Annotated in this window: 12 protein-coding genes; 4 read left to right on the forward strand and 8 right to left on the reverse strand. The window is 43.9% G+C overall.

The features are described from left to right. Window positions 1-89 precede the first annotated feature (89 nt). The 4 genes from K5R16_RS04085 to K5R16_RS04100 form a co-directional block, all read right to left on the reverse strand. Window positions 90-1,007 carry a M14 family metallocarboxypeptidase gene (locus K5R16_RS04085; protein ID WP_220736266.1) on the reverse strand — a complete coding sequence of 306 codons (918 nt, stop codon included), beginning with the start codon at window positions 1,005-1,007 and terminating at the stop codon, window positions 90-92. 296 nt (window positions 1,008-1,303) lie between these two features. Continuing rightward, on the reverse strand, window positions 1,304-2,557 hold the full coding sequence (gene lolE, locus K5R16_RS04090; RefSeq protein WP_220736267.1) for a lipoprotein-releasing ABC transporter permease subunit LolE: 1,254 nt from the start codon (window positions 2,555-2,557) through the stop codon (window positions 1,304-1,306). Then, window positions 2,554-3,252 (reverse strand): lipoprotein-releasing ABC transporter ATP-binding protein LolD, encoded by a 699-nt coding sequence (gene lolD, locus K5R16_RS04095; RefSeq protein ID WP_248975287.1) that lies wholly within the window; start codon window positions 3,250-3,252, stop codon window positions 2,554-2,556. Before lolD ends, lolE begins: the two co-directional genes overlap by 4 nt. A 10-nt stretch (window positions 3,253-3,262) precedes the next feature. Beyond that, the gene (locus tag K5R16_RS04100) at window positions 3,263-4,486 is read right to left on the reverse strand and encodes a lipoprotein-releasing ABC transporter permease subunit (protein WP_220736269.1); all 1,224 of its coding nucleotides are present in this window, start codon (window positions 4,484-4,486) and stop codon (window positions 3,263-3,265) included. A gap of 207 nt (window positions 4,487-4,693) precedes the next feature. Here K5R16_RS04100 and K5R16_RS04105 point away from each other — a divergent pair, with 207 nt between their 5' ends. The 3 genes from K5R16_RS04105 (at window position 4,694) to K5R16_RS04115 (ending at window position 9,858) form a co-directional block, all read left to right on the forward strand. Beyond that, on the forward strand, window positions 4,694-5,278 hold the full coding sequence (locus K5R16_RS04105; protein WP_220736270.1) for a hypothetical protein: 585 nt from the start codon (window positions 4,694-4,696) through the stop codon (window positions 5,276-5,278). 90 nt (window positions 5,279-5,368) lie between these two features. Continuing rightward, window positions 5,369-8,842, forward strand: coding sequence for a transcription-repair coupling factor (gene mfd, locus K5R16_RS04110; protein WP_220736271.1), 3,474 nt, complete (start codon window positions 5,369-5,371; stop codon window positions 8,840-8,842). Window positions 8,843-8,844: 2 nt separating this feature from the next. After that, window positions 8,845-9,858, forward strand: a complete 1,014-nt coding sequence (locus K5R16_RS04115) for a peptidoglycan binding protein CsiV (RefSeq protein WP_220736272.1) — start codon at window positions 8,845-8,847, stop codon at window positions 9,856-9,858. 9 nt (window positions 9,859-9,867) lie between these two features. On the opposite strand, the gene K5R16_RS04120 is transcribed toward K5R16_RS04115, so the two are convergent. From K5R16_RS04120 to nagZ, 3 genes are all read right to left on the reverse strand, one after another. Further along, window positions 9,868-10,143: an acylphosphatase gene (locus K5R16_RS04120; RefSeq protein ID WP_220736273.1), complete on the reverse strand. Its 276-nt coding sequence runs from the start codon at window positions 10,141-10,143 to the stop codon at window positions 9,868-9,870. A 180-nt stretch (window positions 10,144-10,323) separates the two neighbouring features. Further along, window positions 10,324-10,863 (reverse strand): alpha/beta hydrolase YcfP, encoded by a 540-nt coding sequence (gene ycfP, locus K5R16_RS04125; protein ID WP_220736274.1) that lies wholly within the window; start codon window positions 10,861-10,863, stop codon window positions 10,324-10,326. 78 nt (window positions 10,864-10,941) lie between these two features. After that, the gene (nagZ, locus tag K5R16_RS04130; RefSeq protein ID WP_220736275.1) at window positions 10,942-11,955 is read right to left on the reverse strand and encodes a beta-N-acetylhexosaminidase; all 1,014 of its coding nucleotides are present in this window, start codon (window positions 11,953-11,955) and stop codon (window positions 10,942-10,944) included. Window positions 11,956-12,358: 403 nt separating this feature from the next. On the opposite strand from nagZ, the gene K5R16_RS04135 reads away from it, so the two are divergent. Next, window positions 12,359-13,735, forward strand: a complete 1,377-nt coding sequence (locus K5R16_RS04135; RefSeq protein ID WP_220736276.1) for an L-serine ammonia-lyase — start codon at window positions 12,359-12,361, stop codon at window positions 13,733-13,735. A 66-nt stretch (window positions 13,736-13,801) separates the two neighbouring features. Here the strand turns inward: K5R16_RS04135 and cysB are convergent, their stop codons facing one another. Next, window positions 13,802-14,776: an HTH-type transcriptional regulator CysB gene (cysB, locus tag K5R16_RS04140; protein WP_020911894.1), complete on the reverse strand. Its 975-nt coding sequence runs from the start codon at window positions 14,774-14,776 to the stop codon at window positions 13,802-13,804. Window positions 14,777-14,787 lie beyond the last annotated feature (11 nt).

A 14,787-nucleotide genomic window follows, 5' to 3' on the forward strand; every position in this document is an offset into this window, starting at 1 on the left:
AAATCAAGAAAGCTAGAGTTACAGCATAAAATAATGCTGCTATCGCCTCCTATTAACACTAGAGGCGACGTTCAGCTAAATGGGATAAGTTACAAGGTCAGTAGGTAATCCAAACCACCCGTTATCGCAGCTACCTGGGCAATAATACAGTTTTCATCGTCCACCAATGGGCTGTCTGGGTAGACTTCTGTTGTGGTCACATATTTAGCACCGCTAAGGCCAGCACATAACCCCAACGCCTTAGTTGCATAATTGATCACCCCAAATTGAGCAAGCTCAACCCCAATTAGCTTGCCGCTTTCATCAGCTGGCGCAATATGAGTCACTCGCTCAACTTCAGCAATAATGGCTTTTTGAAAATCAGCCTGTGGATTGATGGTATCACCCACCAGATAAAAACCGTCTGGAATATTCCAATTATCATGCACGCTTGCATCGCGAGCAGCTAATGCAGGTCTGAATTCACTATTATCAGTGTCAGTGGTTTCGTGCAGATCAATATGAGCAAAAATCTGTTCATTAATGGGCGCAAGATAAGCTAATAACGCCGCTGATTCCTCAGCGGGGCTATCAGCATAAAATGAACGATTAGGGTCAATAGCACTGGGATTCCAGCGATTTATCGTCTCATAACCCCAAGGACTTACGCAGGGAATAAGCACAATATTAAAATGCTCTGCATAAGTTTGCGCTTTAGTTTCCATAAAGCGAATTGCACCTTGTACACCGCTGGTCTCGTAACCATGAACGCCACCCGTTACCAAAATAATCGGTTTGTCAGTCTGCCAGTTATTACTTTTTAGTGCGTATAAAGGGTACTTGGCCTCATCAACAGACAAAGCAGCGTATTGTTCTAACGTGAACTTTTCACCCAAAGCCAACACCTTTGTTAGCACTTGCTCTTTATAAGAGCGTTTAACGGACTGCAATGCAAGCCAAGCAGACTTATCTGCATCATTCCATTTCTGGCCTGGTGTACCTATTGGGTAGTGTTCAGCAGCATTCATCGATTTTCCTTTTTAAACTAGGCAATACACAATTATTATAGAGATTAGACAGTGTATTGATATTTGGTAGAGAGCATCGAATCATAAACATCGTCGCCGCCGAATTCAATCACCAGTTAATGAAAAGAGTCTAAAGCTGGGGGTGGGCTCTGGCGGATTTATCGTCATCAAAAAAGAGGGTAATGTTTACGGAAGGTTTAGGAAAGATAGGCTGAAGATAGCGAGTGAACACGCTTGTGCCCACTCTAATACTAAAGGATTAATTTCCGACTAGTACTTTAGCCGAAAAACTGACATCACCTACCTGCTAATGCGCTTGCTGGCGGTGTTTGACTAGCCTTCCACGCAGGATAAAGTGTGGCAACTAAACTCATCACAAATGCCAATGACACAACCATAATCACATCAGTAGCAACCAACTGCGAAGGCAAGAAATCGATAAAATAAACATCTGCTGACAACAGCTGAATGCCTAATATAGATTCGATACCGGCGGCAATATCACTTAAGTTAAACGCAACCGTTACGCCTAAAGCGCTACCAATCACACAGCCTAGCAGACCATTTAATGCGCCCTGCACAATAAAGATTAGCATCACCGCGCTTTTTTTCATGCCCATAGTCAATAAAATAGCGATTTCAGACTGTTTATCTCGTACTGCCATCACTAAAGTAGAAACAATATTAAAACAAGCGACTGCAATGACTAATGCCAACACAAGATACATCACCATTCTGACAAGTTGTATATCTTGATACAGATGTCCCTGAGTTCGTGTCCAGTCAGTAATGTAAACATATTGCTGTTGACTAAAACCTAGGTCACGGATCAACATTGGCGCTTGAAATACATTACTGGCCTTGATCCTAATGCCGGAAACCCCCTGTCCTAGCTTAAGTAGATCAGCGGCAAAAGCCATAGGCACATAAGCAGTGGAAGTATCTAGCTCACCACCAAGCTCAAAAATACCCGAAACAACAAAGCGTTGGCTTTTAGCTGCAGCAATCTTATTCTGGGCTTGTTTGCTGTTATTGGGCATATATAGGCTAATGGATTGCCCTACCGCTACATCTAAACTGTCAGCTAAGCCTTTACCAAGCACTATATTATTTTTGCTTTCATCCTGCAGGCTGTTCCAGCTCTGCTCAGACATAAAGTCGCGAATATTAGAGACCTTACCCTCAAGCTCTCCATCGATCCCAAGCACCGTCAAACCTTGAAACCCGCCAGGCTTTTGAATCAAACCTTGCATCCGCACAAAGGGAGCCGCGGCGACGATCCCTGGCACCTTACTGGCATCAGCAATGATGCTCGGCCAATTTTGTATTGGTTCGTTAACCCCCGCTAACTCACCATGAGAGACAACACCTAACAGCCTATCTTCTAGCTCTTTTTCAAAACCATTCATTGCCGATAAAGCGATGATTAAGACTGCAACACCAAGCGCTATTCCCGCGGTTGATGCAAACGAAATAAAGTTGATAAAGCGGTTTGACTGCCGCGCTAAATAAAAGCGCCAGCCAATCCGCATCGCTAACAGGCTTTTCATCCAGCGAGCTCCTCAGCATTCACCAAATGGCCATCTTTCATATGCAGTTGCCTGTCCATTCTAGCGGCAAGGTCTTGGTCATGAGTCACCACCACAAATGCGGTTCCTAACTGTGCAGCAAGTTCGGTAATCAATTCGTAAACAGCCTCTCCACTATTGGCATCAAGGTTCCCTGTTGGTTCATCGGCAAGTACCAACTTGGGATCATTGATCAATGCACGAGCAATGGCGACTCGCTGACGCTCACCACCCGACATTTCTGCGGGCGTATGTGCTAAACGATGTCCAAGGCCAACTCTTTCTAGTAATGCTGTGGCTTTACTCTCTACCTCTTTACGCTTTTTACCTTGAATAAGTGCCGGCATCGAGACATTTTCCAAAGCGCTAAATTCAGGCAATAGATGATGGAACTGATAGATAAAACCAATATTACTATTGCGCACGTGAGCTTGACGTTTACTCGATAGTTTATAAAGATCTTCATCGAGCATGACCACGCTGCCACTGCTGGGCTTATCCAGTGTGCCCATAATATGCAGTAATGTACTCTTACCGGAGCCAGAGCTTCCTACTATCGCCAGTTGCTCACCTTTGTAAACCTCAATATTAACGCTATGTAACACTTGAGTTTCAACCGCACCATCAGTGTAGTGCTTACTGACATTGCTAACTTGTAGCAATAATTCTGAATTCATTGTTGACTCACTATTCATGTCTAAGGGTGCTCGCTGGCTGAACATTGGCAGCTCTTAAGGCCGGGTAAATGGTGGCTAATAAAGTCATGATAAGCGTACCTATCACTATCCAACTGAGTTGGTTTAACTCGAGTTGTACCGGCAGGTTCTGTCCAGCACCAAGAATGGAAATCCCCAATACATTGGTGATTTCATTTAAATTAAGCGTCAGCAGCACACCCGCAGCCACGCCGGTAAGCAGGCCAATGATGGCATTTAATGATCCTTGGATCATAAAAATACCCATCACACTTGAGGTTGTTAATCCTTGCGTTTTTAACACTGCCACATCGGTGGTTTTATCAACCACCATCATCACTAAAGCCGAAACAATATTAAATGCTGCGACAGCGATAATCAGGCTCAACATTAAAGACATCATATTCTTTTCCATTTTGACCGCACCAAACAGGTGCCCATAGGAATCATGCCAGTCTGTCGTTGTGACTTTATGGGAGAAATAACCTTGCACACTTGGCGCGATGGTAGAGGCCTTAAACGGATCGTCTAAATAAACACGCAGTTGTTTCACTTGTCCAGGAGTTTGACGCATCAAGCGCTGTGCATCGTCATGATGCATGTAGGCGACACTCGCATCGACTTGAGAACCCATCTCAAAAATACCCGCCACAGTAAACTTTCGCTGACTAGGAATTGGACCTAATGGGGTATAAACCACGCCATCGCCACTCAATACACGAATTTTATTACCGACGACTACATCCAGTTTACGCGCCAGTTCAGCGCCCAAGATAATACGGTACTTCCCCGCAACGAGCGCATCAAAATCACCTGCATAAGTATTACGCGTCAAGCTGAGTAGTTTTTGCTCCTGCTGTGGGTATACGCCATAGACTTGCGCTGCACCAATATTAGACGGCGACTGCAACATCGCCTGGGTAGTTACACTCGGCGTAACGCCTTGCACACCTTTTAATGCTGATATTTTAGTGACATCTTGCTGCCAATTATCTAATGCAACTTCAGAATGCACCGTTAATTGCGGTACTGCGCCTAAAATACGCTTTTTGAGTTGCCCTTCAAGGCCATTCATCACCGAGCTCACTACAATTAGTGCTGCAACACCTAATAAAATGCCGGACACAGAGAATATGGTAATAAAAGAGGCAAAGGCATTAGCCTTTCTTGCGCGCCAATAGCGGTAACCAATATAAAAAGATAATGAAAAATTCATTAAAAATTCCAAATAAAATCAAATCTAATCTGATGCCAATCAGGTTGAAGTATCGATATAAACACATCAATTAGCCCAACCAATATTGCTCAGCAATACTCTACTCATCATCGAAGCCAAGGTAATTGTTATCTCTAACCTTGCTAAATCATAAAGATGCGCACGATAATAGGGGTATTCGCCCCCTAAAAACAAGAGGCAACACCATTGTTAAACGACTCTAGCGCCTATTTTAGTATTAATCATCCATTTGATGCCTATTTACAAGCTTGGGACAATAACCAGCCTCTACCAACAATTGCGCAACTTAGCCTGATGTTACCACCGAGTTTGCAGCTAATTAGTGATATTAAATCACTAGAATCTGATTGCTTGCTGCAACTTCGTCATCTTGATGATGATGCAAAAACAGTTGTAGAGTTCTTAAAATTGCAATCGCGTAAAATTGATATGGTGTTGCAGCATGTAATTGGTAAAGAGGAATATGACGGTGAGCGTTATGCTGGCAGTCATTTCGGCGGCAGTTCGATTACCATCACTACCAGTAAAGAGCTCCCCCTTGGCAGTGACTTTAAGGTCAGTTTGCACATTAAAGAGGAGTTGGTAGCGTTAATCTGTTTTGCTAACGTTCAAAGTTGCTCGCTCATTAAAAATGAAGATGATAATTCACCTCAGAGCTTTAGTGTTCAGCTAGCATTTTGCGTCATTCAAGATGCTGATGTTGAGCAGTTGGTCAAAGCAAGCTTAAGTTTGCAACAGAAACAACTGAAATTACGAAAGCTAGTACCATAGTATAAAACTACTTTTAGCTGGTCAGAGCGTCGGCAAGCCACTACAATACCAAGCAACTTTGCTGTTATTGGACACGTTTCCCTCGCCTTGATGAATGCCTTTTCTGTATTGACTCCACCAGCGGTCAAGAGTGCTAACTTAGCACAAACGCTGTGTACTATTGGTGGCGCTGCCCAAGCGCTAACTATCGCGAATATCGCAAAGCAACATCAAGGTGTTACCCTTGTTGTCACAGCCGATACTCCAAGTGCTATCGCGCTGGAAACAGAGTTAAGCTATTTGCTTAGCGAAACGGCTATGTCGATATGGTTATTCCCTGACCGAGAAACCCTGCCCTATGACAGCTTCTCGCCGCATCAAGATTTGGTCTCTCAACGTCTTGAAGCTTTGTCTAGGATACCGCAAGCGCAACAAAGTGTGGTTATCGTTCCTATCAGTACCTTAATGGTCAAGCTGCCGCCTCAATCATTTTTAAGTGGCAATGTACTGATTTTAGAAAAGGGTGATAACTATCAACTGCACGATGTTAGAGAACAGCTGATAAATACTGGCTATCACAGTGTCGAGCAAGTCTATGAGCACGGGGAGTTTGCAGTACGTGGCTCAATTATCGATATTTTCCCTATGGGTTCAAATCAGCCGTTTCGTATTGAATTATTCGATGACGAAGTCGAGTCGATTCGACACTTTGATCCGGAAACTCAACGATCGAGTCAAGAAATAGCATCAATTAGGTTATTGCCCGCCAAAGAGTTCCCCACAGATGACGCCGCAATAGAAGGTTTTAGGCAACGTTACCGTCGCCGCTTTGAGGTATTAGTCAAAGAGCCGGGCTCTATCTACCAAATGGTCAGTAAGAAGACCATGCCAGCGGGAATTGAAAACTACCTGCCGCTGTTTTTTGATGAAACAGCTAGTCTGTTTGATTATCTGCCGGCAAAAACGCAACTAGTCACTCTTGGTGATATTGAAGCTGCCAGCCAAGCTCACCTGCATGAAGTTGAAACCCGCTATGAAGATAGACGTGTTGATCCACTCAGACCACTATTGGCTCCGCAGGAATTATACCTATTAACCGAGCAGATCTTTGCTGCTTTTAAAGCCTTACCTCGATTCCAGTTAAAGACACCGCCATACTCTGGTACGGCTATTGAGGCCAAAGCCGTTAAATTACCGGATCTGACGGCAAACCATAAACTCAAGCAACCTCTCTCTCTCCTTGAAGAGTATGCCGCTATAGGCGATAGGTTATTATTCAGTGCCGAATCTGAAGGCCGTCGTGAAGCACTGGTTGAGCTACTGGGCAAAATAGGTGTTAAACCAAAACTGTTTAGCCACTTTAATGAATTTGCCGCCAGCAAAACCAAACTAGGGCTAATTGTCTCGCCGCTTTCTCAAGGTTGTATCATTGAGAAAAAGACTGGTGGCAAATTCAGCCTTATCTGCGAAACCGAACTATTTGGCCAGCGTATTTCACAGCGACGCCGCCGAGATAAACAGCGCCAAATAAGCAGTGACGCATTAGTAAAAAACCTCGCAGAGTTAAAGGTAGGCCAACCAATTGTCCACCTTGAACACGGGGTTGCCCGTTATCTAGGTTTAGAAACACTCGATACGGGCGGACTTGTTGCCGAATACCTGGTGCTTGAATACTCAGGTGGCGACAAGCTTTATGTGCCCGTTTCTTCGCTGCACCTGATCAGCCGTTACAGTGTTGGCCCTGATGAAGAGGCGAATCTAAATAAGCTCGGCAATGAAACCTGGGCAAAGGCAAAACGCAAAGCGATTGAAAAGATCCGTGATGTTGCCGCAGAGCTGCTCGATGTTTATGCTCGCAGACAGTCACGCCCGGGCGATGCTTGTAAAATAGATCAACAAGAATACGCCCAGTTTGCCAGTACTTTTCCGTTTGAAGAAACCGTCGACCAAGAAACAGCAATTACCGCTGTACTTGATGATATGCGCACCCCAATGGCAATGGACAGACTCGTCTGTGGCGACGTTGGTTTTGGTAAAACCGAAGTGGCCATGCGCGCCGCTTTTGTGGCTGTTAACGACGGCAAGCAAGTGGCGATATTAGTGCCGACCACCCTGCTTGCGCAGCAGCATTTTGAAAATTTTCAAGACCGTTTTGCCGATTGGCCATTTAAAATAGAGGTAATGTCACGCTTCAAAACGGCCAAAGAGCAAACTCAAGTAATGAAAGAGCTCACCGAAGGCAAAGTCGATATTGTGATCGGTACTCATAAGCTGTTGCAGTCAGAAGCTAAATTCGAAAACTTAGGCTTACTGGTCATTGATGAAGAGCACCGTTTTGGTGTCCGTCAAAAAGAGAAAATTAAAGCGCTGCGGGCAAACGTGGATATTTTAACCCTCACAGCCACGCCTATTCCACGAACATTAAACATGGCCATGTCGGGTATGCGCGATCTCTCAATTATCGCCACCCCACCAGCTAAACGATTGGCAGTGAAAACCTTTGTCCGAGAGTATGACGACGCCACGATTCGAGAAGCACTACTGCGTGAAATATTACGTGGCGGCCAAGTTTACTTCTTGCATAACAGCGTTGAAACCATTGAGAAACGTGCGGCTGAAATAAGTGAGTTGCTACCCGAAGCGCGAGTGGTGACAGCCCACGGCCAGATGCGTGAGCGTGAACTTGAGCGTGTGATGTCTGATTTTTATCATCAGCGCTTTAATGTACTGGTCTGCACCACCATTATTGAAACCGGAATTGATGTTCCATCGGCCAATACCATCGTCATAGAGCGAGCTGACAAATTTGGTTTAGCGCAATTGCATCAATTGCGAGGCCGCGTCGGTCGCTCTCATCACCAAGCTTATGCTTATTTAATGACACCACATCCAAAACGCATGACCAAAGATGCCCGTAAGCGACTCGAAGCCATTGGCGCTTTAGAAGATCTCGGTGCAGGCTTTATGCTGGCAACCCAAGATTTAGAGATTCGAGGTGCCGGTGAACTGCTTGGCGATGAGCAAAGTGGTCATATTTCCAAGATAGGGTTTACCCTTTATATGGAGATGCTTGAAGATGCCGTTAAACTGCTTAAAGAGGGCAAAGAGCCTTCACTTGATCAAATGATGCGGCAGCAAAGTGAAATTGATTTGCGGATCCCCGCCCTACTGCCTGACGATTATGTTAGTGATGTCAACATGCGCTTGTCGCTGTATAAACGCATTGCTAATTGTAAATCAGAAAAAGCTGTCGATGAATTAAAAGTCGAGCTAATCGATCGTTTCGGTATGTTACCCGAACCGACCAAAAACCTCATGGAGCTGACGCTCTATAAGCATCTGGCCACACAACTGGGGCTAAGAAAGATCGAGATGCATGCAAAAGGTGGTAGCATAGAATTTGGCGATGATAACAAGGTCGATCCGAGTTTTATTATTGGTTTATTACAGAACCAACCACAAGTATATCGAATGGATGGCCCGAATAAGCTAAAGTTTGCTATGCCATCTGAATCAGCCAAAGACAGGCTTGCACTCATTAAACTGTTAATTGAACAGTTGTCTCAACATCGCATTGGAGAATAAACGTGTTTAGACTTTCTACACATAAATTGATACTTGCACTAGCAGCAAGTCTGCTTTCGAGCCTGTCAACCACAGCTATCGCCCAAGAAGAGCGTTGGTTTGAGGTTGAGATCTATCTGTATGAGCATAACTCTCCTACAGTTGAGCAATGGTCAGATAAAGCCGTTAAGCCTCGTCAACGTAAAACCGTCGACTTTATCACTCCGATGGTAAGTACTGATCTAACAGCCGTTAATATGGGGCTCAACGGGTGTACCTCAACAGATTGGGCAACCGATAGCCTTAACTGTAACGAGCAGCTTAACTCAAACAACCAAGTAAAATCCTTAACCGATATACCGATGGTCATTGCAGCAGCGGAACCTGCAACTGCACATTTGGGAGACGGCGCGGTATTGCTGGCTGAAAGTCAAAGCCAGTTTAAAGAAATCATTGCAACGTTAAAGCGAGAGAAAGGCAATAAGAGCCTAATGCATATGACATGGCAACAATCGATGTTGCCAAGAAATCGAGCAATTCCAATCAAGTTATACTCAGGCCATGACTTCTCAAATGAGTACGAACAAAACGGCCAACCGTTGCAAAGCAGCGATGATAGCAATGGACTGCCACAGTTTGACTTTATGAGTAGTGGTTTTTTAGCTGAGCCGCAAAAGCCTGTGTGGAAGTTAGATGGGACGTTAAATATCTACCTTGAACACTACCTGTTTATTGAAACGGCATTTAACCTGCGTGAAGAGGGAGAAAAAACCGTAACCTTAATGCATCATGATAATCCCGCTTCAACAGGTATAGACTCAAAGCCAGAAATAGACTCGGTTACCAGTCCGTTTTTATACTCGATTCCGATGAAGCAAAATAGACGTGTGAGAAGTGATGAAGTGCACTATTTTGACCACCCTAAAATGGGGATGATCATTCAGATCAGAAAAATGGAGCATCCTACAGCCAAAAGCACTAAAGAAGAGAGTGAGTATATTAGCAACGCCAACACAGAAGCCTTGCTTTTAAACTAGTCACTGAAGCTAGAGCTGTACAATTGAAAAGTCGAGGTAGATATCGTCTGCCTCGTCATCTTCAACATAAACATTATCAACACTTGCCATCGGCGCGCCGGTTTCACACCAACTAATCAATTTGTCTACCGCTGGATAACTCCCCTGAGCAAGCACTTGCACCGAACCATCAGTCAGGTTACTCACATAACCGGTTAGACCTAGCGCCGTAGCTTGCGCCAGCGTACTTTGACGAAAAGAGACACCTTGAACCTTTCCAGTGATCTTAATGATGACACGCTTCATAGTTAGCACCCACCTGTGTAAATCGTCCTTTGAAGAAGTAAATATTTTATCAACGCATTACTTCGACTACTTTTAACAACTTAGCGCATACGAGCCAAATGAGCAAAGTGTTTGATGCAATAAAAAGCCCACTGAAGATGACTGTCTTTAGCGGGCTAGAAACTGACGACAAAATTTGATTTAAGCAGACTTAAAGGCCTTAATCCTATTTAGCTGAGTCGCCAGTGAACTGAATTTATGACTCTGCTCTTCATCCCACACAACACTGTAGTAATTTTGCAAACAGTCTGCGACTTCAACATTGTTATTAACCTCATCATTTCGCGCCAAAATACAAAGCGCTTTATCGCGATTAAGACCACGGAAATCGTTGACGCATTTACTGGTGATATCGGCATACTCTTCGGGACGGTCAATTTTGTCGCTCATATTATGCTGAGGCGCCAAATTAGGATTAATCAACACTGACTTTATGCTATTTAAGAAACCAATCCTCTCAGCCCAAAAAGCCCCTAAACCAACACCAATAATCAATGGTGACTTATCATCAGAGGCTGAAATATGCTTGCTCACTTCATTAAGTAAATACTGCATATCGTTTTTAGGATGCTGGGTACTGTAGCTCACCAAGCGTACGTCTTCGTCAATAAACTGCAATTGGCGCATTTTGTCGTGATTACCTGGACTAGTAGCATCAAATCCATGTAAATACAGGATCATATATGGCTCCATTGTTTATGCGAGTGTACTAATGATAGTTAACCTACCAAGCTAAGTAGGATAATTCGTTGCGCTAAATCAATTTTCTAAAATTTGAGCCGCTATCACTTTAGCTTTTTCCCAACGGTCACTATTTTGTAGCGCATTAGCCACCATCGCAAAATCAGGTTTTAGCAGATTGGCCGTGACTTGTTGTTCAGCTACTGGCCAATTAACGCCATGCAGTACTTCAGTGGCACCGACACTGTCGTTACATACCAAAACCATGTTACAGCCGGCATCGATAGCCGCTTGTGCTCGCTCACAATAACCGCCAGCAACAGCCGCACCTTTCATTCCAAGATCATCTGAAAAAATTACCCCGTTAAAACCTAATTCTTTACGCAGAACATCTTGTAGCCAATAGGGGGAAAAGCCTGCAGGATTAGCATCTACATTGGGGTAGATAACATGCGCAGGCATGATCCCTTGTAACCTTTCTTTAGCGATAAGCTGCTTGAAAGGTTGAATATCATTAGCAAATATCTGTTCTTTACTTCTTAAATCAACGGGCTTGGCAACATGAGAATCAGCCTCAACACTGCCGTGTCCAGGAAAATGTTTGCCCACACTGGCCATGCCAGCTTGTTGCATGCCTTTTATAAATGCTGTCGCTAGCTGTTCGACTTCAGCTTTATCACAACTAAAGCTGCGTTTGCCAATCACTTGGCTAATGCCATTAAGATCAAGTACTGGTGCAAAGCTCAAATCAATATCAACAGCTAACAACTCTATTGCCATTAAAAAGCCAAGCTCAGTAGCCCAAGACTTAGCTAAAGTCAGATCTCCTTGCGCTGCTGGCAATATATCTCCCATCGCAGGCAAAACAGTAAAGTCATCTCTAAAACGCTGCACTCGACCGCCCTCTTGGTCGACGGCAATTAAGATGTCAGCACGAACGGCTCTTATTGACTGAACAAGCTGTATAAGTTGGCTGCGGTTAGCGTAATTTCGGCTAAACAAGATAAGCCCACCAATCATTGGGTGGGACAACTGCTCTCGCTCTGCATCGCTCAAAATTGTTGATTCAACATCTAACATCAAATAACTCATATAACCTCAAAATAATTATCGTTAGTAATACATATAAAGAATAGCGGGGCTAAAAAAACTGCTTGAAAGATAAAAAACAACATTAAGTCGTTATTTAATATAGAAAATAATAAAACAGCCAAACCATAACCCGAAAACTAAAATCCAAATAATAAAATTAGTTTATCTAATGCTTTTATCGTCAGTGCAAAAAATCTAATGCTAGATATAACGCTAAAGTATGGGATACTTTTTACACCAATCAATGCAAGCGACTAAGATTAGCATTAAGCTTAAGTTTTTTACGCCGAATAATCGACATAAACATCGATCAACTCAATTCGCGTGCAGCATATAGTCTAAGTCAAATTGGTTAAAACAATAACAACTAAAGCAATAACAACGAGAGTAAAAAGGTTTTAGCATGATTAGTGTATTCGACATGTTCAAGATAGGCATTGGCCCATCAAGTTCACACACTGTAGGCCCGATGAAAGCGGGTAACATATTTATTGAAGACCTGACTAAACAAGGTCTTTATGACGCTACCGATGAGATGCGTTCAGAGCTTTTCGGCTCGTTAGGCCAGACCGGTAAAGGCCACGGTACAGGTAAAGCCGTGATCCTCGGCTTGATGGGAGAAGCACCTGATACCGTCGATACCGATAAGATTGACGCCATACTAGAAAACGTCAGCAATGATGAAAAACTAATACTGAACAATGGTCGTGAGGTACTATTTTCTCGCGCTAATGGTATTACATACCATCGACGTAAAAGCCTGCCAGCTCATGCCAATGCAATGACCCTTTATGCTTATGCTGAAGGAAAATGCATTTATGAGCGCACCTACTACTCTGTTGGTGGCGGTTTCATTTTAGATGAAGATGAAATTAAAGCGCAAGATGCCTCCCCTGCTGCGCCTATTAAGTCAGCCCCTTATGATTTTGATTCTGCTCAGCAGCTACTTGAGTTGTGTACTGAGCATGGTTTTAGTATCTCATCGTTAATGATGGCCAACGAACTGAGTATTGCAGACACAGAAGCTATACAGCAGCAACTGTGGGAAATTTGGCAGACCATGAAAACCTGTGTTGAACGCGGTTATCAAAAAGAGGGGATTTTACCCGGTGGTCTCAAATTGCGCCGCCGTGCACCGTCACTTTATCGCCGCCTAAAAGCAGAAGGTAAAAGTGTTGTCGATCCGTTGACTGCAATGGACTGGGTCGACCTATTTGCACTGTCCGTTAATGAGCAAAATGCTGCTGGTGACCGTGTTGTTACCGCACCGACTAACGGTGCTGCAGGCATTATTCCGGCGGTATTAAGCTATTACGACATGTTTGTGCAAGAGGTCGACATGGATGTGTGTTGCCGTTATCTATTAACTGCTGCTGCCATTGGTATTCTGTATAAGAAGAATGCCTCGATTTCTGGCGCTGAAGTAGGTTGCCAAGGCGAAGTGGGCGTTGCTTGTTCGATGGCAGCGGCTGCACTCACTGAAATTATGGGTGGTACGGTTGAGCATGTAGAGAATGCTGCCGAGATCGGTATGGAGCATAATTTAGGCTTAACCTGTGACCCTGTAGGCGGCCTAGTTCAAGTTCCATGCATTGAACGTAATGCTATGGGGGCCGTTAAAGCAATTAACGCCTCACGTATGGCTATGCGCGGCGACGGTAACCATAAGGTGTCTTTAGATAAAGTCATCAAAACCATGATGGATACCGGTAAAGATATGCGTAGTAAATATAAAGAAACTGCAAAAGGCGGTTTGGCTGTGAATATCGTAGAGTGTTAAACACCCTATAATTTTCCATAAAAAAACCTCGCATTCGCGAGGTTTTTTATTGCCAGTTAATAGCGACTATCTAACCGGCAATTGAATATCTTCAAACATCGCTTCAATTTGCTGAGCATCTCTTAACGCAACAGCCTTTTCCACAACAGTACGGGTCAGGTGCGGTGCAAAATTTTCGATAAAATCGTACATGTAAGTTCTTAAGAAATTACCCTTTCTGAAACCAATTTTAGTAGTGCTATGTGCAAACAAATGGCTGGCATCGATTGCAACCAAATCTTTGTCCATATGCTCATCGATAGCCATGGAAGCGATAACACCTACACCTAGACCAAGTCTGACGTAGGTTTTCAGCACGTCGGCACTTGTTGCACTAAATACTACTCTTGGCTCTAATCCTGCGCGGTTAAATGATTTTTCAATCTCTGAGGCGCGATCAAAACCAAATACATAAGTGACTAATGGGAATCGACCAAGATCTTCAATGCTGATATGGCTTCGTGAAGCCAGTGGATGGTCACGAGTCACCACAATAGAGCGGTTCCAGTGGTAACACGGCAACATAATTAAGTCGTTATAAAGGTGCATAGCCTCCGTTGCAATAGCAAAGTCAGCATCGCCACGAGCAGCTAACTCACTAATTTGCGATGGTGTCCCCTGATGCATATGCAAATTAACTTTAGGATACCGGTCAATAAAGCCTTGAATAATATGCGGCAATGCATAACGTGCTTGCGTATCAGTCGTTGCGATATTGAGTTCACCTTGATCGGGCTTAGTGTACTCTTCAGCCACTTTTTTAATACTTTCTACTTTGCCCAAGATGTCATTTGCAATACTAATCACTTGCAGGCCAGCAGGAGTGACATGGGTGAGATGTTTACCGCTACGTCCAAAAATCTGAATACCGAGTTCATCTTCAAGCATACGCACTTGTTTACTAATACCCGGTTGAGAAGTATAGAGGTTCTCTGCGGTCGCAGAAACGTTGAGGTTATGGTTAACCACCTCTGCAATATATCTAAGTTGCTGCAACTTCATCTTTAGTCCTT

The sequence above is a fragment of the Shewanella sp. c952 genome, from assembly GCF_019654975.1.
Lineage (GTDB): Bacteria > Pseudomonadota > Gammaproteobacteria > Enterobacterales > Shewanellaceae > Shewanella.